The organism is Bellilinea caldifistulae (assembly GCF_001306055.1).
Lineage (GTDB): Bacteria > Chloroflexota > Anaerolineae > Anaerolineales > Anaerolineaceae > Bellilinea > Bellilinea caldifistulae.
Genome location: NZ_LGHJ01000011.1, coordinates 81,641 through 104,804, shown reverse-complemented (window position 1 = coordinate 104,804; position 23,164 = coordinate 81,641). Strand labels below are relative to the sequence as shown.

Below are 23,164 nucleotides of genomic sequence, written 5' to 3'. Positions count from 1 at the left end.
CTGTTTGTCTGGACATGGTTTAATTGAATTATAGAATATCAACAATCGAAATTCAACAGATTATTAACTTATTCTATAAAACCAATCAATAATAGACCGTAATCGAACCCAAAAAATTCAGTGTGATGGGGTAGAGTAAAGCTCTTGGTCGGGGTTTATTTTTCCAGCAGCAGTTTGCCGGCCTGGGCAAAGATGGGGTAGAGGGCGGTTTCATCTCGTGCGCCGCTGGTCAAGAGGAAGATGCGGCAGGTGCGGGTATATCCCCAGTCGTGCAGGACGCCGGGAATCGAGCCGGTTTTGTGGTAAAAGTCCACCTCGTCGCGCGGCAGGTCGCGTTTGAGCAGCAGATCATCCTGATTGACCAGCAACATCGGCTCAACCCAGGCTTTTTCGGCGGGGGTGAGCGCATCGAATAGTTCAAAAAAGCGGATGCAGTCTTGTGCGCTGATCCAGTTATCCAATCCCTTTTGGCGGGCTTCAAAGTCCATCAATTTGCGCTGGATTTCGGTGGCGGTCAATCCCATCTCCTGCCGGAAGAGGGAGTTAAGCCGTTCCAGGCCGATGCGGCGGATAATCAGATTGGTGCAAAGATTGTCGGAAAGTGCCATCATCAGCAGAAGGATATCGTGGTAAGGCAGGCGGCGGGCGTGTAACAGCCACGAAAAACCAGCCCCATGCACTTCCGGTTCGTCATCCAGGCAGCAAATTTCCCGCTGGTTAACCTCGCCGCGCCGTTCGAGCAGTACCCAGGCCAGCAAAATTGGAATTTTGATGATGGATGCAGCAGGAAAGCGCTGAGCATTACCGGCATGCAGCGGAGCGGTATTGCCGTGCCGGAAATAGAACGAAAATTGGATATTAAGGGTATTGATTTCTTCTAAAAAAGGAGTATGATACATACAGTAATTATAATGCTCAACCCTTTCATTCCTAGTTTTACCTTACGGAGCATCCAATAAGTAATGACATATTCCCAATAAAAATGGGAAATTCTTCACCCCTGTTGTCCCTTTCGGGCGCAGGGGTTGAATTGACAGTACCCCGCTTAAGGTGTAGAATGCAACTTGTGTCTCGACCAATTGGCTATTATTATCCCCTCAATTTTTCCTAATTGAATCACTGCCCAATCCAGAGGTCAATGCATGCCCGAAATTCTTCAAGTGCAAGGTCTGGAAACGCAATTTCGTACCCGTGAAGGGGTTATCCATGCAGTTAATGGGGTATCTTTCAGCCTGAAAGAAGGCGAAACATTGGGAATTGTGGGGGAAAGCGGCTGCGGCAAGAGCGTGACGGTGATGTCCATGCTGCGGCTGATTCCCTCGCCGCCTGGCAAAGTCACGGCCGGTAAAGCCCTGTTTCAGGGGCGCGATTTGCTGACCATGTCGGATGAGGAAATTCGCCACATCCGCGGGGCGCAGATCAGCATGGTCTTTCAAGACCCGATGACTTCTTTCAACCCGGTGTTGACCATTGGCCGGCAGGTATCCGAACCACTGGAAGTGCACATGGGGCTGAACCAGAAACAAGCCGAAGACCGCGTTGCGGAAATGCTCGCCAAAGTCGGCATACCCAACCCCAAAGATCGTTTGAATAACTATCCGCACCAGTTTTCCGGCGGGATGCGCCAGCGGGTGATGATTGCCATGGCGCTGGTCTGCAACCCGCAGATCCTGATTGCCGATGAACCGACCACCGCGCTGGATGTGACCATTCAGGCGCAGATTGTGGATCTGGTCAAACGCCTGCGCGACGAACTGGGAATGGCGATCATCTGGATCACCCATGATTTGGGGGTGATTGCTGGTCTGGCCGACCGCATGGCGGTGATGTACGGCGGCTTCATCATCGAAACCGCCCCCGTGCGTGATTTGTACGGTCATCCAACCCACCCCTACACAATTGGGCTGCTCGGCAGCCTGCCACGCATGGATGAGGCGGGCAGCCGTCGGCTGGTTTCGATTGATGGGTTACCACCGGTGCTGCTGGAAAAACCCACTTACTGCCCGTTTGCACCGCGCTGCAAGTACGCGGTGGAACGCTGCTGGCATGAAAATCCCCCTCTTATGCAGGTTTCCCCTGACCATTATTCCGCCTGTTGGGTTGATACCGAAACCGGGAGAGAACGTTCATGACAAGCACCGAAGTTCTGCTTCAAGTTCGTGATCTGGTCAAGCACTTTCCGATCATGCGCGGAACGTTGATTCAGCGGCAGGTCGGTGCGGTCAGGGCGGTAGATGGAGTTTCTTTTGATGTCTTTCACGGTGAAACGCTGGGGCTGGTGGGTGAATCGGGCTGCGGTAAATCCACTACCGGCCGCGCCATTTTGCAATTGTACCGGCCCACTTCGGGGAGCGTGATTTTCGAGGGTGTGGATCTGGTCGGGCTGAAAGGCGAGGATTTGCGCAAAATGCGCCGGCGTATGCAAATGATCTTTCAGGATCCATACGCCAGCCTCAACCCGCGGATGACCGTTGGGCAGATCATCGGCGAGCCGTTGATCATTCATGGGATTGCTGACCGGAAAGAGGCGCAGGAACGCGCCGAAGAATTGCTGCGACTGGTGGGTTTGAACCCGGCTTATACCAACCGCTACCCGCACGAGTTTTCCGGCGGTCAGCGTCAGCGGGTGGGTGTGGCGCGCGCCCTGGCGCTGCAACCGGCTTTTATTGTCTGCGATGAGCCGATTTCGGCACTGGATGTTTCGGTTCAGGCGCAGGTGGTCAACCTGTTGGAAGACCTGCAAGCCCAAATGGGTTTGACTTACCTGTTCATCGCCCATGACCTTTCGATGGTGCGCCACATCAGTAACCGTATTGCGGTGATGTACCTGGGGGTGGTGGTGGAGCTGGCCGACCGCCACGAACTTTATAATCACCCGTTGCACCCCTATACCCAGGCGCTGCTCTCGGCGGTGCCGATTCCCGATCCGGTGATTGAGGCGCGCCGTCAGCGAATTATCCTGAAAGGGGATGTTCCCTCTCCGATCAACCCGCCTTCCGGCTGCCGCTTCCGCACCCGCTGCCCGCTGGCCGATACCATCTGTGCCGAGCAGCGCCCGGAATTCCGCGAGGTGGCGCCGGGGCACTGGGTTGCCTGTCACATGGTTTGATGGATCTTCTTCGTGTTGGTTTCGTTTTGGAAATTTGAAAGGAGGTGATGGCTGGAGGAAAGCCGTGCAACCTGTTTTGCTGAAGAAACCCCCCTGGTTTCAAAGCCTGTATCCACTTTACACAAATTTCTCTAGGAGGAGAAAGATATGCGTTCCAAATTGCTTGTTTTTGTGTCTGTGCTGATTCTGGCGAGCATGGTGCTTTCTGCCTGCCAGCCGGCCGCTGCAACCCCCGAAACCATCGTTCAAACGGTGGTGGTGGAAGGCGAAGTGCGCGAAGTGGTGGTGACCGCTACTCCAGCTGCTGCGCAGCCCGAAGCCAAACAGCCCGTCCTGCGTGTCAATCTGGGCTCCTGGCCCGACATCATTGATCCGCAGAAGTCATCCTTCGTCAACGAAATTGCCCACCTCAAACTGATCTACGAAGGTCTGACCAAACTGGATGGGCAATTGAACACCGTCCCCGGTGCTGCGGAGAAGTGGGAATACAACGAGGACGCCACCGAACTGACCTTCACCCTGCGCAAGGGTTTGAAGTACAGTGACGGTACCATCCTCAACGCCAAGCGCTTTGAATACTCCATTCTGCGCAACATTGACCCGGCCACTGCCGGTGAATACGCTGCCATCACCGACAACATTGCCGGTGCGGTGGCCTGGCGCGAAGCCGATGTGGCCAACCTGAGCGAGGAAGAACTGCAAGCCCTCAAGGACGGCGTGGAAGTTAAAGCGCTTGACCTGAACGGCAACCCCTGCACCGACTACGAACAGGAAGACTGCCTGATTCTCAAAGTCGGTCTGGATGGCGACCCGGCTACCCCCGAACGCGAACCGGCGCCCTTCATGCACACCGTGCTTTCCCTGTGGGTGACCTACCCCGCCAAGGAAGAACTGATTGCCGAAGGTGGCGATATCTGGTGGACTTCCTCGAAGTATCACATCGGCAATGGCCCCTTCATCGTCAAGACTCTGGAACCCTTCGTGCGCGGTTACTTCGTGCCGAATCCCAATTACTGGGCCGGTGTTCCCACCTACGATATCGAGTTCTCCTACATCACCGACAGTGCTGTGGCGTTTGAAGCCTACAAAAACAATGAATTCGATATTGTCCCGCTGGTTGCCGAAGACCTGGCCGTTGTCCAGCAGGATCCTGTGTTGAGCAAAGAAGCCCAAATCTACCCCGGCTCCTGCACCTTCGCTTTCTACATGAATCAGGACAAGCCGCCCTTTGACGAAAAGCCAGTCCGCGAAGCGTTTGCCTACGGTACCAACCGCGAAGCGTGGGTGACCGACATCCTGCAAGGGCTTGGTTCCCCGACCCTGACCTGGATCCCCAAGGGCTTCCCCGGCTATGACCCGAATGAGACCCGCTACGGTTTCGATCTGGAAAAAGCCAAAGAAGCAATTGCTAAATCCAGCTACGGCTCGTTCGAGAATCTGCCGCCCATCAAGCTGACCTTCTCCGGTACTGCCCGCAACCGCACCCGCTTCGAGTGGCTGGCTGCTCAGTGGAGCCAGAATCTGGGCGTCAAGGTTGAGCTGGATCCGGTCGAACCGACCGCTTACACCGCTCTGACCAAGAACCGCGAGACCCTGCCGCAGGTCTTCTACCTCGGCTGGTGCGCCGACTATCCCGATCCTCAAAACTGGCTGAGTGTGTACTGGATGTCCACTTCCGAGTTTGCTCGCCGCTATGGCTTCGCCAATGCGGAGATGGATGCTCTGATGAAGAAGGGCGACACCACCCTCGATCCGCAAGAGCGCCTCACCTACTACGATCAGGCTCAGAAGCTGCTGGTGGACACCGCTGCGGTGATCTTCATGGTCAACAACGTCAACTCCTATCTGGTGAAACCGTGGGTCAAAGGCATCGTCTTCACCCCGCAGGACGCCGGATGGCCGGGTGATGTGGATCCGCTCTCCATCACCATTGACACCTCGATGATCCCGTAAGGGACATCCGTTTTCAACGGTTTGATCAACTGGCTGGTTCTGTCCGACCGGGCAGAACCAGCCAGCCCCCTGTGAAGTTGAAGGACAGGGAGTAATTCTCGAAATGAGGGAAAACCGTAGATGGGTAAATATCTCATTCGGCGATTGTTGTGGCTGATCCCGGTCATTATTGTGGTATCCGGGATAACCTTCATCCTGATGCACAGCGCACCCGGCGGCCCGTGGGATCGGGATACGACCGCCCGCCAGGTGGATCAAAACACCCAGCGCATTCTCAATGAATATTACGGGCTGGACAAACCCCTCTGGCGGCAGTATGTGGCGTATGTTATCGGAGATTTCAACAAACAAGGTAAGTTTGTTTGCGGATTGGTCTGTGGCAATCTGGGCCCCTCTTACCGCATGCGCGGCCTGACCATTCAGCAAATTCTGTTCATGCCCCCTGAGGGGAAAAACTTTTTGTACAGCCGCTTTGGCTATTCGATGCGGTTGGGTGTGTTTGCTCTGTTGTTTGCGGTGGCAATCGGCATCCCGGCGGGTGTGATTGCAGCGCTTAAACAGAACACCATCATTGACTATGTCAGTTTGTTCATCGTGACAATCGGCATTTCGGTGCCAAATTTTGTCATGGCGCTGTTTTTGATTATCCTGTTTGCTTCGACCCTCAAGTGGGTCAACATTGTGCCGCGCAGCTGGGATGAGGTGAGTGTCTGGGTTCTGCCTACCGTCATCCTTGGCTTTGGGACGATGGCGCGCACGGCGCGTCTGATGCGCGGTTCAATGCTGGAAGTGATGCGCATGGACTACATCCGCACGGCGCGTTCCAAAGGTCTTGCCGAGCGGGTGGTGGTGCTGCGCCACATGATTAAGAATTCGCTCATTCCCGTTGTCACCATCCTTGGCCCGGCGTTGGCAGCTTTGGTGACCGGTTCTTTCATTATCGAAACCATGTTCGGTTTCCCCGGTATGGGGCGCGCCTACGTGACGGCAATCGGTCAGCGCGATTATTCGATGATTATGGGTACAACCCTGATTTACGCGGTGCTGATTGCGCTGGCCAATTTAAGCGTGGATATCGTTTACAGTTTTCTCGATCCACGCATTCGGTTGGATTGAGGAGGTAGGCCATGGCAACCAAACCTTCTGTAAACCCAACGCCTTCCCAGATTGCCGACCTGACCATGATGACCGTCAAACCGCGTAGTCTGTGGGTGGATGCCTGGTACCGCCTCATTCGCAACAAAGCGGCGGTGGCCGGCATGATCGTGATCATCTTCTTCTTGTTTGTGGCCATCTTCGCAAACCAACTCGCCCCGCACAATCCCCTGCAGACCAATGCCGGCAAGAGTTTTTTGCCCCCAGCCTGGATGGAAGTTGGACCAAACGGCAGACCCTCCGACCCGGCGTTCTTTTTCGGCACCGATAACCTTGGACGGGATGTACTCAGCCGCACCATCTACGGCGCGCGGGTTTCGATTGTGGTGGGATTTCTGCCGACGATTGTGATTGTGCTGGTGGGTTCCGTTGTCGGTCTGCTGGCCGGCTACAAGGGCGGTCAGTTCGACAACATCCTGATGCGGTTTACGGATGTCATCTACGCCTTCCCGGATTTGCTGTTCTTCATCATCGTCATGGTCACTTTGCGGGAGACATTCATTGGCAAGTTGCTGAACGGCCTGTTCCTGCTGTTTATGGCGCTGGCGATTGTCAACTGGGTCGGTTTTGCGCGGGTGGTGCGCGGACAGGTACTCTCGCTGAAAGAAAAGGAATTCATCGAAGCCGCCCGCTGCATCGGCGCTTCGGATGCGCGGATCATGTTCCGCCACCTGCTGCCCAACAGCCTTGGGCCGATCATCATCCTTTCGGCGCTGACCATTCCCGGAATGATCATTACCGAGGCCATTCTGGGCTACCTTGGACTGGGCCTGACGCCTTCGACCAATCCGAATGACATCTTCATCACCTCGTGGGGCGCTTTGATGCTGGACGGACAGGCGGCGATCAATGCGCAGCCGTGGTTGATTCTGCCGCCGGCGATTTGCGTTTCGTTGATGGTGCTGGCTTTCACTTTTTTGGGGGATGGCCTGCGGGATGCGCTTGACCCGCGCCTGCAAGGGACGCAATAGACCTTCCACGAAAATGACAACGAGTAAGCCCCTTCTTCGAGGAAGAAGGGGCTGTTTTTTTGAGTGGAAATTGAAAAGCGGTTGTAAAGCCGCGAAGGGCGGCGCGTATTATACTAAAAACAAACCGGGAGGTGATCTTTTTGGGCAAACGCCGCCTGCAACCGTATGCCTTTTCCCGCCTGCTGACCGTGCTGGTTTGTCTGGTTGCGGTCTTTGTGCTGGCGCTGATGCTGCTCAGTCCGGCGCGGGTTACCGTGCAGGGGGCGGTTTTGTTCCCGGTCGCGCTCCACTCGATCCGCTCGGCTGATTACAGCGCCGACCAGATTGACCGGCCGCTGCCGGTGGTGGCGACGGCGATTATTGGCGATGCCCTGCGGGATGCCGTACCCGGCAGTAAGGATGCCGAGTCAATTTACCGAGATCTGCAATCGCCGGTACCGACGGCCACCCTGCCGCCCGGTGTGACCCCGCCGCCGCCCCGCCCCTCGCCGAGCCCGACGGCGCAACTTCCCACATCCACTCCAATCCAGCCAACCCCAACCGAAGGGACGACCCCCACTCCAACCGAGGCGCAACTGCCGACCCAGCCGGTTACCCAGCCCACTCGTCGGCCTGCCACGCCAACGTCGCTTCCAACTTTGCCGCCACGCCAGCATACGCCCACCGCTGTGCCGCCAACCGCCACTCAGCCGCCCACCGCCACACCATTGCCGCCGACGGAAACGCCTCCACCGACTGCCACCCCCCTGCCGCCCACCGCTACCCGCACCCAGCCGGGTTACCCGCCCCCGCCGGTCACGCCCACCCGCCCGGCGTACCCGTGACAAACAAGTTTTTGAGAAGAATTGCATTTTTCCGCCCATTGCGGTAAAAATTGGTATTCAATCTATTGGGACAGGTTAAGCCGTAAACCAATCGGTTATGAAGCCGGTATAAGAAAATTTGCCGGTTGAATGAGTGCCTGGCCGGTTCTGGGTTACCTGGCTGTACCCGCCATAAAGTTGCAAATTGAAGATTGCCGGGCTTTGAAAAGAACACAGCTGCTCAAAGGAATCCAGTACACGCTCCCTTTGCTCATCGGCATTGCGCCGTTTGGTATGATTTACGGCGTGCTGGCGATCAAAGCCGGTTTCCCGGCAGGGGCGGCTCAGGCCATGTCGGCTATTGTGTTTGCCGGCTCTTCTCAATTTATGATTGTAAACCTCGTCGCCGGCGGTTCGCCATGGCCGGTGGTGGTTTTGACCGCCGTGGTGGTCAACCTGCGCCATGCCCTGTACAGCGCCTCGCTGGCACCCTACCTCAAACACCTGCCGGCATCCTGGAAGGCGGTGCTGGCGTATGTGCTGGTAGATGAAGCCTACGCCGTCGGCATCCATCACTATGAAAAGAACGGCCTGGCGGGTCATCCGCACTGGTTTTTACTGGGTTCCGGACTGGCGGTTTGGATATGCTGGCAGGCCAGTACAGCGCTGGGTATTTTTCTGGGGGCGCAAATTCCGGCGGGGTGGTCGCTGGATTTTACCCTGGCCCTGACCTTTATTGCGATTGTTGTGCCCGCTCTGCGGGAGCGGCCGTTATTGGTTTCAGCAGTGACAGCCGGGGTGACGGCTGTCGCGGCACATGCGCTCCCCTACAAACTCGGCTTGATTCTGGCGGCGCTGGCTGGGATTGCCGCCGGTTTGTGGAGTGATCGGCAATGACCGAGTTCTGGTTGATTATTTTCATGGCTGGGGGGTTGACCTATATGATCCGGCTTTCCTTTATCGCCCTTCACGGACGCTGGCAGGCTCCGGTGTGGTTTGTGCGAGCTTTGCGCTTTGTGCCTCCGGCGGTGCTCAGCGCCATCATTTTGCCTGAACTGCTGGTGGCCGATGGACAGGTTTTCCTCTCGCCGTTCAATCCGCGTCTGCTGGCGGGAGTGGCGGCCATTTTGATCGCCTGGCGCAGCCGGAATGTGTTTGTGACCATTGCCGGGGGGATGCTGTTGCTCTATCTTTTCCAGTTTCTGCTGGGCTGAAGTGCCTGCTCGGCGAAAAAGTAGAATAAACTTATATGGAGTGCAAAAGGTAGAGATAAGGTATGCCGGCGGATTGGTGGTTTGTTTCTGCTGAACAGTTGGGCTGGTCGGCGTTGAGCGTCGGGCTGGTGTTGCTGCTGCCCGGGGCCGGGCTGCTGGTCTGGCTGGCGCGCCGTCCGATGGACTGGCTCGAATGGCTGGCTGAGGCGGTGGGATTATCGCTGTCACTCACTGCGCTGATGGGCCTGGCAGGTTTTTTGGTGCATTTTCGGTTCACGACGGCCCTCCTTTTTGGACTGCTGGCAATCAGTCTGCTCTCGCTCACCGTTGGCGGGTTGCTGCGCCTGCCTCCCAAAAGTCAGCCATACGGCTGGCGGCATTGGCTGGGGCTGGCTGCCGGTTTGGCCGGTGTGGCAGGGGCGCTTTACTGGCGCTGGTTTCAGGCGCGGGAATTGTACCTGCCGGCCTGGGTCGACTCGCTGCATCATACCCTGATTGTGCAGAAAATTCTGGAAAACGGCGGCCTGCCGGCCACCCTTGCGCCGCAGGTCAATGCGCCGCTGGCTTATCATTACGGTTTTCACCTCAGCACCGCCCTGTTTGTCTGGCTGAGCGGCTGGGATGTACCCACGGGGGTGCTGGTGTTCGGTCAAACGTTGAACGGGTTGATTGCGCTTTCGGTCTATCGGCTGGCAAAAGGTTGGTGGGGGGATTGGAAGCGAGCTGGGCTGGCGGGGCTGCTGGTGGCGTTTGCCTTCCAGATGCCGGCCTACTACGTTACCTGGGGGCGCTATACTCTTTCTGCCGGGCTGGTGCTGCTACCGCTGGCGATGCTGGCGGTGGAACGGGCGGCTCGTCCATCTTCGCGGAATGTCGAACGGATACATGCCTTGCTGCTCACCGCCGGGGTGGCTCTGACTCACCTGACCGCTCTGCTTCTGCTGGCTTTCTGGACAGCGCTGGTGGTGCTGGAAGGAATCCTCCGCCGGTGGCGGGGGAGGACGACGAACGGGGATGCAGTTGACCTGCGCGGAGGGGTGACGGCCGGGCTGAGTGCCGCGGCGGGTGTGTTGCTGGCTGCGCCGTGGTTGTGGCGCATCTGGCAGGAATTTGGGGCAAGCGCGCAGGTTTCGCTGGTTTTACCCCTGGATGATGGGCAAGCCGATTACTGGAATTACATCCTTTATTTGCTGGGGCCGGCTTACAGCCATGGGTTGTTCATGGTCGCCGGGGCGGGTTTGTTATGGGGGCTGCTGCGGAGGGGCGCGCGCCATCTGGCTTTTTGGGGGCTGGTGATCGCTCTGCTGATGCTGCCGTGGGGCGTGCGTCTCAACCCGATCCGGCCGGATCACATGGCGATTGTTTTGTTCTTACCGGCTGCCCTGCTGCTGGCAAATGGGGTGGTCGGGTTGGGTGAACTGGCCGGGCGTCTTCGCTGGCGCAGTCTGCGGCTGGCCGGTCAGGCGCTGCTCGGACTGGCTGCCTTAGCGGCAATCGGGTGGGGCGGCTGGCAGAGCCGCTCGGTGCTTAACCCGGAAACCATCTTTGTGTCCAAAGCGGATATGCGGGCTTTCGAATGGATCCGCCAGAACACGCCGCCGAATGCCCGTTTTCTGATCAATACCACCCCATGGATGGCGGGGGTTTACCGGGGTGTGGACGGCGGCTACTGGCTGCCATTGATCACAGGCCGGCAAACCTTACTCCCGCCGGTGCTCTACACGCTTGGCGATCCGGAGCAAGTCCGCCAAATCAACCAGTGGGCTGAACGTGCCAGCCATCTGACTACCTGCGATGAGGCGTTCTGGTCGCTGATAGACGAGGGCAATCTATCCTTTGTGTACCTGCGTGAGGGCCGGGGTAGCCTTCAGCCGGCGGGATTGTTGAACTGCCCGGAGGTGGTGTTGATTTACCGGCGGGATGGGGTACTTCTTTTCCAGCTTGAACGTTAGTTATCTCGAATCAGCTGATTCAATTGAGATGATCCCCCCAGCACAACCAGTGTTTGATTCAGTTCAATCCGCCGTTCGGCGGGGGGATGCATGTCCTGGATTTGATCGTCCTTGATCAGCACGATGCTGATGTCGTACCTTTTTTCCACTTCGCCAACGGACTGGCCGATCAGTCCGGAGTTTGGGCCGACCTGCAGGCGGGCAAGGCTGAGTGACTGTCCTTCCACAGTGATCGGATTGGTGATGTCGGCACCGGCGGCAGCCGCGGCAAAAGCCGGGGCGGCCATGGCGGTGGCGCTCATCGCCACAAAGCCAAACTGTTCCTGAAGCGATTGAGCAAAGTCATCATCAAAAATACGCACGATGACTTTGATGCCGGGGTTCATGCTGCGGGCTTTGACGGCGATTTTGAGGTTCATGGCGTCATTTTGAGTACACAGTACAATGGCGCGCGCACGGGCCACACCGGCGGCTTCCAGGGCGGTTGGACGGGTGGCATCCTCTTGAATGACCGGGATGCCCATTTTTTGAGTGGTATTGACCAGATCGGCGGATGGGTCGAGTTCAATAACTACGACGGCTTCACCCAGTAGATGCAGTTTTTCAACAACGCGGTAACCCAGGTGTCCCAAACCGATTAGAATGATATGATTGGAAAAAGTCGAAGCGATTGCCATTTCCCACTCCTTGCTGCGTGCCCGGCGATTGAAGAGCATGATGCCAAAATCGGCCAGCCCCTGAGCGAGCGTGAGTACACCAATGACCGGCATGACGAAGTAAAACATCTGTAAAGCAGGATGATGCGGAAACTCAGCGCTCGGCTGCAAAAAGGCAATGGTAAGCATCAGGTACACGGCAGCGATGTAGCCATCCACCGGTTCGGCGAAGCGTGCCGAAAGTTGTTGATACAGCGCTCCAGCGCCCAGCAGCGCCGCCACAAAAATCAACAGCGGTGTACGAAATTGGCGCAAAAGCACGACCGTATCGCGCCATGAAGCCAGCCAGCGACGAAAAAGGGATTGGTTCGAGTGCCGGCGGGGCACTTTCATGACTGCTCCATCCTTGCTTGAATCCAGATTACCTCGCTTGGGGGGGGCTTAATCCTCCTCTGGTAGGAAGTATATCCGATTCTTCTGGTTTACAATTTTGAACGGGGCACGTATTTTGACCATCCGGAAAGGTGATATTGTGAACAGTAAAAATTGGGAAGAACGGGTCAGGGAATATTTGCACTTCCTGTGTGTGGAAACAGGGGGGCGGAGTGTGGGTAGTGAAGGCAACCAAAAAGCGGCGGAGTATATTCGGCGAGCTTTTTCCTCCAACGGCTGGCAGGTACAATCCTCCCGTTTCGAATGTGTGGACTGGGAGGAAGAGGGTTGTAGTCTGTGTGCTGGCGGGCTGGCATTTGAAGCCAAAGCCAGCCCTTACGGCCGGGGCGGGAAGTGGATTGCCCCGCTGATCTGCGTGGGCAGTCCGGACGAATTGGAGAGCGTATCCCTTACGGGGAAGATTGTCCTGCTGCACGGTGAATTGACCCGCCAACAATGGACACCCAAAAACTTTCCCTTTTATCAACATGAACAGCATCAGCATTGGATTGGCCTGTTGGAGCGAAAATCTCCGCTGGCGATCATCGCTGCAACCGGCCGTGATCCTCAGATTGCGGGCGGTGTTTACCCGTTTCCGCTGATTGAGGACGGCGATTTCGATATTCCCTCGGTTTACATGACGGAGCAGGAGGGAGAAAAATTGGCGGAACAGGCCGGTAAAATGGTTGAGCTGGAAATTCGCGCCCGGCGTATGCCGTCACAGGGGAATAATATCCGGGCGATGTTGCCCGGCAAAAGCAGCCGCAGGGTGGTGTGTTTTGCCCATTTCGATGCGAAAATAGGCACACCCGGCGCGCTGGATAACGCCAGCGGGGTGACCATCTTGCTGTTGCTGGCAGAAATGCTGCGGGGGGAGCGTCTCAACTGGACAGTTGAATTGACCGCGCTCAACGGGGAAGATTACTACTCCAACCCCGGTGAAGTAATCTGGTTGAAGGAAAATCAGGGGCGATTTACTGAAATTGGGCTGGGAATTAATTTTGATCTGGTGGGTTTTCGCGAAGGGCGCACCGCATTTTCGCTGTATCAACTGCCAAATCCATTGGAGGCCATGATTCGCGGGCGATTTGCAAAATTTGGCGGGCTGGTGGAGGGCGAAAGCTGGGTGCAGAGTGACCACAGTCTGTTTTTGATCCATGGAGTGCCGGCGCTGGCGTTTGCTTCTGAAAAAATGGCCGACCTGATGCAGGATGTGATTCATACCGAAAGGGATACGCCTGATCTCATCGAGCCGGACAGGATTGTTGAAACGGCGCTGGCAGTGGCGGACTTGATCCACCATCTTGAAGGGGAGTAGTCCCATAAAAGTATAGACATCTTTGTTGCATAATTTCAAAAAGAAAGTAAAATAGGGGAGTATTTCACCTCTGTTCGTTTAGCCGTTTTTCTTGTGAAATTTACCACCAGCGTTCCCGAATGTGATATACTCACATTCGGGTACTTGGACTATATTTGTGCGAATTGAAAGGCCGATCATGTTCGAAGATTACCTTCCCCTGCTGGTCATCCTTGCACTCGCCGTTTTGATTGGCTTCATTGTCGTTTTGCTGGGCGTGTTGTTCGGCCCGCGCCGTCCCACCCCACGCAAGATGGCTCCTTATGAGTCGGGCATGGTACCTTACGGCCCCGGCCGGCGGCGCATGTCGGTGCGGTATTATCTGATTGCTGTTCTTTTCATTCTCTTCGATATCGAGGTTGTGTTTGTAGTATCCTGGGCGGTGGTGCTTCGTAAACTGGGGACACTGGGGCTGCTCGGGATGCTGGTGTTTCTGGTCGTTTTAGAGGTAGCGCATTTGTACGCGTGGAAGAAAGGAGCATTAGAATGGGACTAGAGCAGAAAACCGGCAATTTAGGGGTTGTAACCACATCGCTTGAACAGGTAGTCAACTGGGCGCGCACCAATTCGATGTGGCCGATGTTGTTTGGCCTGGCGTGTTGCGCCATTGAGATGATGGCCGCCCAGGCGCCGGCTTACGACATGAGCCGCTTTGGGATGGAATTGATGCGGGCCAGTCCGCGCCAGTCGGATTTGATGATTGTCGCCGGACGCGTCTCGCGCAAGATGGCGCCCGTATTGCGGCAGTTATACGATCAGATGCCCGATCCCAAATGGGTGATTGCCATGGGTGATTGCGCTTCCTGCGGTGGCGTGTTCAATAACTACGCCATTGTGCAGGGTGTGGATGAGGTGGTACCGGTAGATGTGTACGTGGCTGGCTGCCCGCCGCGCCCGGAGGGTCTGATTCACGGCGTGATGACCCTGCACGAGAAAGTCAAACGTGAGAAATTGAAGGATTGGGCATAGTTGGTTTACCCGTAGGGAGAGGTTGACCCCTCTCCACATCATGTGATTTTTGGAACAAGCAGGATGGAGTAACGGATGAGCGAACATCTCGAAAAAGTGGTCCAGGACTTTCAGGAACGGTTCAACGCCGGTTTGCATTGTTACGCCGGTGAAACCACCCTGATCCTCAGCCGGGAACATCTTCTGGAAGCCGTGCAGTCCCTGCGGGACGAGTGCGGCTTTGATGTCTTAATTGACGCAACCGCGGTGGATTACTGGCCGGAACAGACGCCGCGTTTTCATGTGGTCTATCAGTTTTACTCGATGGCTCACAATCTTCTGTTGCGTTTGCGCGTTCCGCTGGATGGCAACGCTCCGCATGTGGATACCATCGAGGGCATCTTCCCCAACGCCAACTGGAAAGAGCGCGAAATTTGGGACATGTTCGGCATCACCTTCGATGGGCATTCCGACATGCGGCGGATTTTGATGCCCTACGACTGGGTGGGTCATCCGCTGCGTAAAGATTATCCGCTCGGCTATGAGGAACCGCAGTTTTCATTTAATTACGAAGAAATTGACCGGCGTAAGCCGTATGCAAAGGAATGAAGCGGAGGCAGCCATGACCGAATTACGCCCTGTAACCGTTGATGAACTGCGGCATCTGGTCAGCGAGCGCGCCCTTGCCGGTGAAACCATGCTACTCAACATGGGGCCGCAGCACCCCAGTACCCACGGCGTGCTGCGCCTGCTGCTGGAGCTGGATGGTGAGATTGTGGTTAACTGCATTCCGGATATCGGCTTTCTGCACACCGGCATCGAAAAGAACATGGAGGCCAAAACCTACCAGCAAGCCGAGGTGATGACCGACCGGATTGATTACATGAATAATATGGGCAACAACCTGACCTACTGTCTGGCGGTTGAAAAACTGGTCGGGTTGGATGTACCGCCCCGCGCGCAGGCTTTGCGAGTGATCCTGGCGGAGCTGCAGCGCATTTCTTCACACCTGCTCTGGTTGGGCACCAGCTCGCTGGATCTGGCGGCTATGTCGGTGTTCCTTTATTGCATGCGTGAACGCGAACTGATTCTGGATGTGTTCGAGATGGTCTCCGGTCAGCGCATGATGACGACCTACATCCGCCCAGGTGGCGTTTGGCGGGATGTACCGGCCGAATTTGAAGCCGCCGTGCGCCACATTGTCGAGATCATGCCGGCGCGAATTGATGAATACGAATCCATGCTGACCACCAACATGCTCTTCCTGGAACGCACCCAGGGCATTGGTGTGATTTCTGCCGAGGACTGCAAGCGCTGGGGCCTGAGCGGCCCGGTGATCCGCGCGACCGGCATCCCCTACGACCTGCGTAAAGTGCGTCCCTACAGCGGTTATGAGCAGTACGATTTTGAAATCCCAACCGCAAGCAGCGGGGATGTGTACGGGCGCTATCTGGTGCGTGTGGAGGAAATGCGCCAATCGGTGCGCATCATCCGCCAGGCGCTCGACCGCCTGCCCTACGGTCCGGTGCGCAGCAATAACCGTAAATTCGTGCCGCCGCCGCGCTCGGAACTGGGCGTGAGCATGGAAGCGTTGATCCACCACTTCAAATTGTGGACGGAGGGATTCCCGGCTCCGAAGGAATATGTATACGCGGCTACCGAAGGCCCGCGCGGTGAACTGGGTGTTTATCTGGAAGGGGATGGCGGCCCAAAACCGTACCGGGTTCACTACAACACCCCGTCGTTTGCCAATTTACAAGCCATGCCGATTCTCACCCGCAACCATTTCATTGCCGACCTGGTGGGAATCATCGGAAGTGTTGATATTGTTTTGGGAGATGCTGACCGGTGAACGCTTTACGAGCCCAATATCCCGAAGAAGTTGAGCGCATTCTGGCAAAATACCCCGCGGAGCGCAAACGTTCGGCGGTGATGCCGCTGCTGTACCTTGCCCAGCGGGCGGAGGGTTACATCCGCGCCCAGGATTTGCGCGATATTGCCGAGATTTGCGAGATTTCAATCACGGATGTGGCGTCCATTGTCGGTTTTTACACGCTTTATTACGACCAACCGCTGGGACGTTACCACATTCAGGTATGTACCGACCTGCCCTGCGCCTTACGCGGCGCAGAGGACTTCCTGCGCCAGCTGAGCGAAAAACTGGGGATTGGTGTGGGCGAAACCACACCGGATGGTCTCTTCCATCTGGAAGAGGTCAAGTGCATCGGCGCCTGTCACCGCGCCCCGGTCTTTCAGGTTCAGGGGGATGGCGAGATCGTCTTTCATGAAAACCAGACGGTAGAAACCGCCCTGGCAGTGATTGAGGCGCTGCGCGAGCAGGCCAGAGCGGCGAAAGGAGAACAAGCATGAGCCAGCACATTCTCCTGCGCCATCGGGATATTCCCCATCTTGACCGGCTGGAGGTGTATCAACAGCATGGCGGGTTTGAGGCTTTCCGCAAGGCGGTCACTTCGCTCCAGCCGACGGAAGTGATTCAGGTGGTCAAGGACTCGGGGCTGCGCGGACGCGGCGGGGCCGGTTTTCCCACCGGTTTGAAATGGTCGTTCTGCCCCAACACCATCTGGCCGCATTATGTGGTGGCCAATGCCGATGAATCCGAGCCGGGCACCTTCAAAGATCGCGAAATTATGGAGAGCAACCCGTTCCAGTTTTTGGAGGGGTTGATGATCGCTGCTTTTGCCATTCAGGCCAACACGGCTTACATCTACCTGCGGGGTGAGTACTGGCACATTGGTAAACTGCTTGATCAGAAAATTGCCGAACTGGAAGCTGCCGGTTTACTGGGAGAGGGTCTGTTTGGCACGAATTACAGCCTGCGCCTGTACACCCACATGGGCGCGGGGGCCTACATCTGCGGGGAAGAAACCGCCCTGCTCGAATCGCTGGAGGGCAAACTGGGGCAGCCGCGTCTGCGCCCGCCCTTCCCGGCGGTGGCGGGTTTGTACGCCCGCCCGACGGTGATCAACAATGTCGAAACGCTGGCAAACGTCCCGCCGATCATCCAGAACGGGGCAGCCTGGTACCGCGACTTCGGCACGGACAAGAGTCCGGGGGTCAAGATATTCAGCCTGTCCGGGCATGTCAACCGTCCGGGAAATTACGAACTGCCACTGGGCACCACCTTCCGCGAGTTGATTTACAACTACGGCGGCGGCATTCCAGAAGGACGTAACATCAAAGCGATTATGTCGGCGGGGGCCTCTTCTACCCTGATCATGGCGGATGAACGGGCGCTCGACACGCCGATGGACTACGAATCACTGGTTGGGCTGGGTGCTTCGCTCGGTTCGGCTTCGGTGATTGTGCTGGACGAGACAGTCAACATGGCCTGGCTGGCGCAAAAGACCACCCACTTCTTCAAGCACGAATCCTGCGGCAAGTGTACCCCCTGCCGCGAAGGAACCTACTGGATGACTCATATCCTTGACCGGATTGTGGCTGGCAAAGCCGCCGAGGCGGATGTGGAATTGCTGCAAGCCGTGGCCGGTCAGATGCAGGGCAAATGCCTGTGCGCGCTGGGTGAGTTCTCTATTCTTCCGGTGTTGTCTTCGATCCAAAAATTCCGCTCCGACTATCTGGAAAAGGTGGCAACCCCGTCCTTAGAGGTTCAATCATGACAAAACTGGTTACGCTGACAATTGACGATCAACCGGTAAGCGTACCGGCCGGTACCCTGGTGGTAGATGCTGCCAAGCAAATTGGCAACGACATCCCGGTTTTCTGCTATCACCCCAAGATGGAACCGGTGGGTATGTGCCGGATGTGTCTGGTGGAAATCGGCCGGCCGATGGTGGATCGCGGCACGGGAGAGGTTCTACTGGATGAAAACGGCAAACCGCGCATTCAATTCGGCCCGAAACTGGAAACGGCCTGCACCACGCCCGTTTCGGAGGGGATGGTGGTGCGGACTCAAACCAAAGTGGTCGCCGATGCTCGCCGTGAGGTGTTGGAGTTCATCCTGACTTCGCATCCCCTGGACTGCCCGATTTGCGACAAAGGCGGCGAATGTCCGCTGCAAAACCTGACGATGGGGTTTGGGCCGGGGCAATCGCGCTTCTTGTACGATGACAAAATTCACCTTGCCAAGCACGTTCCGCTGGGGGAACTGATTTACCTCGACCGCGAGCGCTGTATCCAGTGCGCGCGGTGTGTGCGTTTTCAGGATGTGATTGCCGATGATCCGGTCATCGGTTTTTACAACCGCGGACGGCGGCTGGAAATTGTGACGTATTCCGAGCCGGGCTTCGACTCGATTTTCTCCGGCAATACCACGGATATTTGCCCGGTAGGTGCGCTGACGACGGCCGACTTCCGCTTCGGGGCGCGCCCGTGGGAGTTGAAGTCCTCGGCTTCGATTTGTACTCACTGTCCGGTGGGTTGCAACCTGACCTTCAACACCCGCCGTGAGGCGCGCGCCGGCGGCAACCCGGTCATCAAGCGGGTCATGCCGCGTCAGAACGAGCAGGTCAACGAAATCTGGATTTGCGACAAGGGCCGCTTTGCTTATCACTACACCGAAAGCCCCCAGCGCTTGACCCAGCCGCTGGTGCGCAGAGGGGATGGTTTTGAGGAAATTAGCTGGGAGGAGGCTTATCAGTTAGCTGCCCAGAAAATCCGTGCAAGTCAGAATTTATTAACTCTGACTGGGGGACGTCTTTCCAATGAGGATTTGTTCAACCTGCGCGAATTGACGCTGGCGCGCAACGGGCAAGCCGTTCTGTACAGCGATATGGCAGGCGGTGACCTGACCGCCAGTTACGGGCTGGCGCCCGGCAGCAATTTTGGCAGCATGGGCAAAGAGACGGCCATTCTGGTGGTGGCCAGTGACCTGCACGAAGAGGCACCGGTGTGGTGGTTGCGCATCAAAGCGGCCGCTCAGCGCGGCGCACGTTTGATTGTGCTGAATCCGCGCTCAACCCGGCTGGATAAATTTGCCACGCATACCCTGCGGTATGCCTACGGCGAGGAGAGCCAGGCGCTGGCGACATTTTTACCCGGCGCAGCCGTGCCGGAAGCCTATCAGGCTGCCGTGCAGGAATTTCACTCGGCAGAAAATGCAGTGATTGTATACGGCAGTGAAGGGGCTGGGCTGGCTGCTTCCCAAGGGCTGGCTCAAACGGCGGCGGCCATTCTGGCGGCGCGGGGTAAAGTCGGACAGGTCAACAATGGCCTGTTAGCCGTCTGGCAGCGCGCCAACGATCAGGGCGCCTGGGATGCCGGCTTCCGCCCGGTGGAAGACCTGCCGGCTGCCCTGCGTAACGTCGAAGTTGCCCTGATTGCGGCAGCAGACCCGGCTGGTGATGATCCGCTGCTGGCTCAGGCGCTGGAAGAAACCGGCTTTGTCATCGTGCAGGAGTTGTTCATGACCGAAACCGCCCGGCGTGCCGATCTGGTGCTGCCGGTGCAGGCCTTTACCGAAAGGGAAGGTACCCTCACCTCCGGGGAACGGCGGGTACAGCGCTTCTACCCGGCTCTGCCGCCCCGTCCGCAAACCCGTCCCGATTTTGCGGTGGCAGCCGGGATCGGCAAAGCGCTGGGGCTGGATCTGGAAGGAAGGGCGGCTTCGCTGGTCTTCTTGCGGCTGGTAAAAACGCTGCCGGCCTATGCCGGTCTGACCTACACTCAACTGGCAGAAGTCACACCGCAGTACCCCATCATCGGCCGGTCGGATTTGTACTACGGCGGCACTGCCTACGATAATCATCAGGGATTGGGTGTGCAACTGCCGTTGTTACCGGCTGCTCGGCCGGTGGCGGTTGGGCAGTCTCAAACTGCTGCCTCCGTCACGGCGGGGGAAGGAGAAATTCTGCTTGTGCCGGTCACACGCCTGTATGACCGCGGCAACACAGTGCTGCCCTCGGCGCTGCTGCATCAACGGCTGGCGGGTAAAACCATCCGCCTGCATCCGCAAACGGCCGCCGCTTTTGGCTTGAATGCTGGCGAGACGTTGCGCCTGAGCCGGGATGGCTGGTCGGCCGAAGCGCAGGTTGAACTGGATGAGGAAGTGCCGTTGAAGATGGCGCTGGCGGTGCGCAGTACTGGAATTCCATGCTCGGCCCTGTCGGCCGTGCGGTTAGAGCGCCTGACGGTTGCATCTGCGGATTGAAAGGAGCATACATGGTTACAGCCGCACAAATTTGGGAATGGGTCATCAAATCGCTGATCATAATTCTGGTGCTGACCGGCGGGTTTGCCTATGTGACTTTGTACGAACGCAAAGTACTGGCGCGCATTCAGGCGCGGGTTGGGCCAAACCGCGCCGGACCGTTCGGCTTGCTTCAACCCGTGGCGGATGGCATCAAATTGATTTTCAAAGAGGAGTTGACCCCCGCAGGGGCCGACAAGCTGCTGTTTACGCTGGCGCCCGTCATCACCGTCATCCCGGCGCTGGTGGTCACAGCGGTCATCCCGTGGGGAGAATCGGTTACCCTGTTCGGTAAGACCTACACGCTCTATCTGACGGATGTCAATGTCGCCATCCTGTATATCATGGCGGTGACTTCCATCTCGGTCTATGGGATTGCCCTGGCGGGCTGGTCATCCAACAACAAATACGCCACGCTGGGCGGGTTGCGGGCTACCGCTCAGATGATCAGTTACGAACTGGCGCTGGGACTTTCGTTTGTCGGGCCGATTTTACTGACCGGCTCAATGAGCATGCTGGAAATTGTGCGCGCTCAGCAGAAATTGTGGTTTATCTTCCTGCAGCCGGCCGGGTTTGTGCTGTTCCTGGCGGCTTCGCTGGCGGAGGTCAACCGGGCGCCGTTCGATATGCCGGAGGCTGAGCAGGAGCTGACCGCCGGTTATCATGCCGAGTACTCCGGCATGAAGTTTGCCCTGTTCTTCATGGCCGAATACATTAAGATGATTGCGGTTTCGATGATTGGGGCAACCCTGTTTTTGGGTGGCTATCTTTCGCCGCTGACCATGTTAAGCGGCTTGCCGGTGATTGGCTGGCTGTTTGCTTCCGGGCCGCACTGGTTGTTCTTAAAGGTGGCTTTGTGGTTGTTCTTCATGATTTGGGTGCGGGCAACATTGCCGCGCATCCGCTATGATCGGCTGATGCAGCTTGGTTGGAAGATCATGTTCCCGCTTGGCTTGGTGAATGTGATCGTCACCGCTGCGGTGATCGTTTTAGCAGGAGGTTAATGGTATGATCAAAGGCTTGTTGACGACGCTTCGGGAGATGTTTCAGCAACCGGTTACAATTCAGTACCCGGAAGTTAAGCGGCCGGTGCGGACACGCTTCAAGGGGCGCCACGTGCTGAAACGCTATGAAAACGGGTTGGAAAAGTGTATTGGATGTTCGTTGTGTGCAGCCGCCTGCCCGGCCGACGCGATTTTTGTGGAATCGGCCGAGAATACCGATGAGGAACGCTACTCTCCCGGTGAACGCTATGCCAGCACCTACGAAATCAACATGCTGCGCTGCATCTTTTGTGGATTCTGCGAGGATGCCTGCCCAACCGAGGCCATCGTGCTGGGCGACAACTACGAACTTTCTTTTACCGACCGGCATCAATCCATCTACACCAAAGATATGCTGCTGGAGCCGGTTCCGCCGGGCGGCAAACCCACCCCGCAGAATACCGAACCGGGCAAGTACACCCGCTCGGTGCCGGTGATGCAGGATCCACAGGATTAAGGAGGAAAACCAAGCGAATGGATATTGGCGTCCTGCTGGTCTATGGAATACTCGGTTTGACGGTCATTGTTTCGGCGGTTGGCTTGATAGTCAGCCGGAATGCCTTGTATTCGGCGCTTTTTCTGGTGGTCAACTTCGTTGCGGTCGGTTTGCTGTATCTGGCATTAGGAGCACCGTTCATCGCCTTTGCGCAGGTGACGGTTTACGCCGGTTCGATCATGGTGCTGTTCATCTTTGTGATCATGCTGCTGGGCGCCGAAAACCTGATGCTCGATGAACCGCTACGCGGGCAGCGGGCTTTGGGCATCTTGCTGGTGGTGATCTTTCTGGCTGAAATTGTGCTGTACTACTTGCTGCGCACCACGCCGCTCCAGGCCATTCCGGCTATTCCGCAAACCTTTGCCAGTCCGGCGGAAATTGGCATGCTGCTGTTCAACCGTTACCTGTTGCCGTTTGAAGTGACGGCCTTCATCCTGCTGGCGGCTACCGTTGGTGCCATCCTGCTTTCCAAGCACGAAGGTCCCACCCGGCCAAAACCGGGCATTCAAAAACCTGAAACACCCGTGGAGGGTTAAGCCATGCCAATGAGTTATTATCTGATCCTTTCGGCGGCCATGTTTGCGATTGGGGTGCTGGGTGTCATTTTGCGCCGCAATCCGCTGGTGGTATTCATGTCGCTGGAATTGATGTTCAATGCCGCCAATCTGGTGTTTGTGGCTTTCTCGGCTTATCATCAGATTTTGGACGGGGATTTGTTCGTCTTTTTTGTGATGACAACGGCGGCGGCGGAGGTTGCCGTGGGGTTGGCTTTGATGGTGGCCATCTTCCGCGCCAAACGCACCATTGATCTGGATGAGATGAGCATGCTCAAAGGGTGAGGGGGGACGTCCATTTGATTTTCTACTTGTCCAATTTGCTGCCGGTTTGGCTTTCATTCTGGGAACGGGA

At 56.8% G+C, this 23,164-nt stretch carries 23 protein-coding genes; 21 read left to right on the top strand and 2 right to left on the bottom strand.

The features are described 5' to 3' along the window. Nucleotides 1–155 precede the first annotated feature (155 nt). Nucleotides 156–899 (bottom strand): serine hydrolase, encoded by a 744-nt coding sequence (locus AC812_RS05115; RefSeq protein WP_061912755.1) that lies wholly within the window; start codon nucleotides 897–899, stop codon nucleotides 156–158. Nucleotides 900–1,142: 243 nt separating this feature from the next. Between AC812_RS05115 and AC812_RS05110 the strand changes: the two genes are divergently transcribed. The 9 genes from AC812_RS05110 to AC812_RS05070 all read left to right on the top strand — a co-directional run bounded on the left by AC812_RS05110 (nucleotide 1,143) and on the right by AC812_RS05070 (nucleotide 11,157). Then, on the top strand, nucleotides 1,143–2,132 hold the full coding sequence (locus tag AC812_RS05110) for an ABC transporter ATP-binding protein (RefSeq protein ID WP_061912754.1): 990 nt from the start codon (nucleotides 1,143–1,145) through the stop codon (nucleotides 2,130–2,132). Further along, on the top strand, nucleotides 2,129–3,109 hold the full coding sequence (locus AC812_RS05105) for an ABC transporter ATP-binding protein (RefSeq protein ID WP_061912753.1): 981 nt from the start codon (nucleotides 2,129–2,131) through the stop codon (nucleotides 3,107–3,109). The genes AC812_RS05110 and AC812_RS05105 overlap by 4 nt, the downstream gene beginning before the upstream one ends. Before the next feature lie 147 nt (nucleotides 3,110–3,256). After that, complete coding sequence (locus AC812_RS05100) at nucleotides 3,257–5,062, top strand: peptide ABC transporter substrate-binding protein (RefSeq protein WP_061912752.1); 1,806 nt, start codon at nucleotides 3,257–3,259, stop codon at nucleotides 5,060–5,062. Nucleotides 5,063–5,182: 120 nt separating this feature from the next. Then, entirely contained in the window at nucleotides 5,183–6,178 is a 996-nt protein-coding gene (locus AC812_RS05095) for an ABC transporter permease (protein WP_061912751.1), read from the top strand. An 11-nt stretch (nucleotides 6,179–6,189) separates the two neighbouring features. Continuing rightward, on the top strand, nucleotides 6,190–7,188 hold the full coding sequence (locus AC812_RS05090; protein WP_061912750.1) for an ABC transporter permease: 999 nt from the start codon (nucleotides 6,190–6,192) through the stop codon (nucleotides 7,186–7,188). 140 nt (nucleotides 7,189–7,328) lie between these two features. Beyond that, nucleotides 7,329–8,012 (top strand): hypothetical protein, encoded by a 684-nt coding sequence (locus tag AC812_RS05085; protein ID WP_062158818.1) that lies wholly within the window; start codon nucleotides 7,329–7,331, stop codon nucleotides 8,010–8,012. A gap of 129 nt (nucleotides 8,013–8,141) precedes the next feature. Continuing rightward, entirely contained in the window at nucleotides 8,142–8,888 is a 747-nt protein-coding gene (locus tag AC812_RS05080; protein ID WP_082149259.1) for an AzlC family ABC transporter permease, read from the top strand. After that, on the top strand, nucleotides 8,885–9,205 hold the full coding sequence (locus AC812_RS05075) for an AzlD domain-containing protein (protein WP_061919848.1): 321 nt from the start codon (nucleotides 8,885–8,887) through the stop codon (nucleotides 9,203–9,205). Before AC812_RS05080 ends, AC812_RS05075 begins: the two co-directional genes overlap by 4 nt. A gap of 62 nt (nucleotides 9,206–9,267) precedes the next feature. Then, a complete protein-coding gene (locus tag AC812_RS05070; RefSeq protein WP_061919846.1) occupies nucleotides 9,268–11,157 on the top strand; it encodes a DUF6541 family protein in 1,890 nt (629 codons plus the stop codon). Here AC812_RS05070 and AC812_RS05065 read toward each other — a convergent pair. After that, on the bottom strand, nucleotides 11,154–12,206 hold the full coding sequence (locus AC812_RS05065; RefSeq protein ID WP_061919844.1) for a potassium channel family protein: 1,053 nt from the start codon (nucleotides 12,204–12,206) through the stop codon (nucleotides 11,154–11,156). The two genes, AC812_RS05070 and AC812_RS05065, sit on opposite strands and share 4 nt — an antisense overlap. A 139-nt stretch (nucleotides 12,207–12,345) precedes the next feature. Here AC812_RS05065 and AC812_RS05060 point away from each other — a divergent pair, with 139 nt between their 5' ends. The 12 genes from AC812_RS05060 (at nucleotide 12,346) to nuoK (ending at nucleotide 23,094) form a co-directional block, all read left to right on the top strand. Further along, the gene (locus tag AC812_RS05060; protein WP_145962601.1) at nucleotides 12,346–13,563 is read left to right on the top strand and encodes a M28 family peptidase; all 1,218 of its coding nucleotides are present in this window, start codon (nucleotides 12,346–12,348) and stop codon (nucleotides 13,561–13,563) included. A gap of 178 nt (nucleotides 13,564–13,741) precedes the next feature. Continuing rightward, on the top strand, nucleotides 13,742–14,098 hold the full coding sequence (locus AC812_RS05055) for an NADH-quinone oxidoreductase subunit A (RefSeq protein ID WP_061919840.1): 357 nt from the start codon (nucleotides 13,742–13,744) through the stop codon (nucleotides 14,096–14,098). Beyond that, a complete protein-coding gene (locus AC812_RS05050) occupies nucleotides 14,089–14,571 on the top strand; it encodes an NADH-quinone oxidoreductase subunit B (protein ID WP_061919838.1) in 483 nt (160 codons plus the stop codon). Before AC812_RS05055 ends, AC812_RS05050 begins: the two co-directional genes overlap by 10 nt. A 75-nt stretch (nucleotides 14,572–14,646) precedes the next feature. Continuing rightward, nucleotides 14,647–15,159 carry an NADH-quinone oxidoreductase subunit C gene (locus tag AC812_RS05045; protein ID WP_061919836.1) on the top strand — a complete coding sequence of 171 codons (513 nt, stop codon included), beginning with the start codon at nucleotides 14,647–14,649 and terminating at the stop codon, nucleotides 15,157–15,159. A 13-nt stretch (nucleotides 15,160–15,172) separates the two neighbouring features. Then, nucleotides 15,173–16,402 carry an NADH dehydrogenase (quinone) subunit D gene (nuoD, locus tag AC812_RS05040; RefSeq protein ID WP_061919834.1) on the top strand — a complete coding sequence of 410 codons (1,230 nt, stop codon included), beginning with the start codon at nucleotides 15,173–15,175 and terminating at the stop codon, nucleotides 16,400–16,402. Beyond that, the gene (locus tag AC812_RS05035) at nucleotides 16,399–16,920 is read left to right on the top strand and encodes an NADH-quinone oxidoreductase subunit NuoE family protein (protein WP_061919832.1); all 522 of its coding nucleotides are present in this window, start codon (nucleotides 16,399–16,401) and stop codon (nucleotides 16,918–16,920) included. The genes nuoD and AC812_RS05035 overlap by 4 nt, the downstream gene beginning before the upstream one ends. Next, nucleotides 16,917–18,188 carry an NADH-quinone oxidoreductase subunit NuoF gene (gene nuoF, locus AC812_RS05030; protein ID WP_061919830.1) on the top strand — a complete coding sequence of 424 codons (1,272 nt, stop codon included), beginning with the start codon at nucleotides 16,917–16,919 and terminating at the stop codon, nucleotides 18,186–18,188. The genes AC812_RS05035 and nuoF overlap by 4 nt, the downstream gene beginning before the upstream one ends. Then, nucleotides 18,185–20,677 (top strand): NADH-quinone oxidoreductase subunit NuoG, encoded by a 2,493-nt coding sequence (nuoG, locus tag AC812_RS05025; RefSeq protein WP_061919828.1) that lies wholly within the window; start codon nucleotides 18,185–18,187, stop codon nucleotides 20,675–20,677. The genes nuoF and nuoG overlap by 4 nt, the downstream gene beginning before the upstream one ends. An 11-nt stretch (nucleotides 20,678–20,688) precedes the next feature. Further along, nucleotides 20,689–21,720 (top strand): NADH-quinone oxidoreductase subunit NuoH, encoded by a 1,032-nt coding sequence (gene nuoH / locus AC812_RS05020; protein WP_061919826.1) that lies wholly within the window; start codon nucleotides 20,689–20,691, stop codon nucleotides 21,718–21,720. 4 nt (nucleotides 21,721–21,724) lie between these two features. Next, complete coding sequence (gene nuoI, locus AC812_RS05015) at nucleotides 21,725–22,216, top strand: NADH-quinone oxidoreductase subunit NuoI (protein WP_061919824.1); 492 nt, start codon at nucleotides 21,725–21,727, stop codon at nucleotides 22,214–22,216. A gap of 17 nt (nucleotides 22,217–22,233) precedes the next feature. Then, on the top strand, nucleotides 22,234–22,791 hold the full coding sequence (locus tag AC812_RS05010; RefSeq protein WP_061919822.1) for an NADH-quinone oxidoreductase subunit J family protein: 558 nt from the start codon (nucleotides 22,234–22,236) through the stop codon (nucleotides 22,789–22,791). Between the two features lie 3 nt (nucleotides 22,792–22,794). Next, entirely contained in the window at nucleotides 22,795–23,094 is a 300-nt protein-coding gene (gene nuoK / locus AC812_RS05005; protein ID WP_061919820.1) for an NADH-quinone oxidoreductase subunit NuoK, read from the top strand. Nucleotides 23,095–23,164: the final 70 nt, after the last annotated feature.

Coding starts and splice junctions, on each gene's coding strand:
- AC812_RS05100 (WP_061912752.1), top strand. CDS start 3,257: ATGCGTTCCAAATTGCTTGTTTTTGTGTCTGTGCTGATTCTGGCGAGC.
- AC812_RS05115 (WP_061912755.1), bottom strand. CDS start 899: ATGTATCATACTCCTTTTTTAGAAGAAATCAATACCCTTAATATCCAA.
- AC812_RS05050 (WP_061919838.1), top strand. CDS start 14,089: ATGGGACTAGAGCAGAAAACCGGCAATTTAGGGGTTGTAACCACATCG.
- nuoK (WP_061919820.1), top strand. CDS start 22,795: ATGCCAATGAGTTATTATCTGATCCTTTCGGCGGCCATGTTTGCGATT.
- AC812_RS05075 (WP_061919848.1), top strand. CDS start 8,885: ATGACCGAGTTCTGGTTGATTATTTTCATGGCTGGGGGGTTGACCTAT.
- nuoF (WP_061919830.1), top strand. CDS start 16,917: ATGAGCCAGCACATTCTCCTGCGCCATCGGGATATTCCCCATCTTGAC.
- nuoG (WP_061919828.1), top strand. CDS start 18,185: ATGACAAAACTGGTTACGCTGACAATTGACGATCAACCGGTAAGCGTA.
- AC812_RS05110 (WP_061912754.1), top strand. CDS start 1,143: ATGCCCGAAATTCTTCAAGTGCAAGGTCTGGAAACGCAATTTCGTACC.
- AC812_RS05065 (WP_061919844.1), bottom strand. CDS start 12,206: ATGAAAGTGCCCCGCCGGCACTCGAACCAATCCCTTTTTCGTCGCTGG.
- nuoH (WP_061919826.1), top strand. CDS start 20,689: ATGGTTACAGCCGCACAAATTTGGGAATGGGTCATCAAATCGCTGATC.
- AC812_RS05070 (WP_061919846.1), top strand. CDS start 9,268: ATGCCGGCGGATTGGTGGTTTGTTTCTGCTGAACAGTTGGGCTGGTCG.
- AC812_RS05095 (WP_061912751.1), top strand. CDS start 5,183: ATGGGTAAATATCTCATTCGGCGATTGTTGTGGCTGATCCCGGTCATT.
- AC812_RS05055 (WP_061919840.1), top strand. CDS start 13,742: ATGTTCGAAGATTACCTTCCCCTGCTGGTCATCCTTGCACTCGCCGTT.
- AC812_RS05090 (WP_061912750.1), top strand. CDS start 6,190: ATGGCAACCAAACCTTCTGTAAACCCAACGCCTTCCCAGATTGCCGAC.
- nuoD (WP_061919834.1), top strand. CDS start 15,173: ATGACCGAATTACGCCCTGTAACCGTTGATGAACTGCGGCATCTGGTC.
- AC812_RS05105 (WP_061912753.1), top strand. CDS start 2,129: ATGACAAGCACCGAAGTTCTGCTTCAAGTTCGTGATCTGGTCAAGCAC.
- nuoI (WP_061919824.1), top strand. CDS start 21,725: ATGATCAAAGGCTTGTTGACGACGCTTCGGGAGATGTTTCAGCAACCG.
- AC812_RS05010 (WP_061919822.1), top strand. CDS start 22,234: ATGGATATTGGCGTCCTGCTGGTCTATGGAATACTCGGTTTGACGGTC.
- AC812_RS05080 (WP_082149259.1), top strand. CDS start 8,142: ATGAGTGCCTGGCCGGTTCTGGGTTACCTGGCTGTACCCGCCATAAAG.
- AC812_RS05045 (WP_061919836.1), top strand. CDS start 14,647: ATGAGCGAACATCTCGAAAAAGTGGTCCAGGACTTTCAGGAACGGTTC.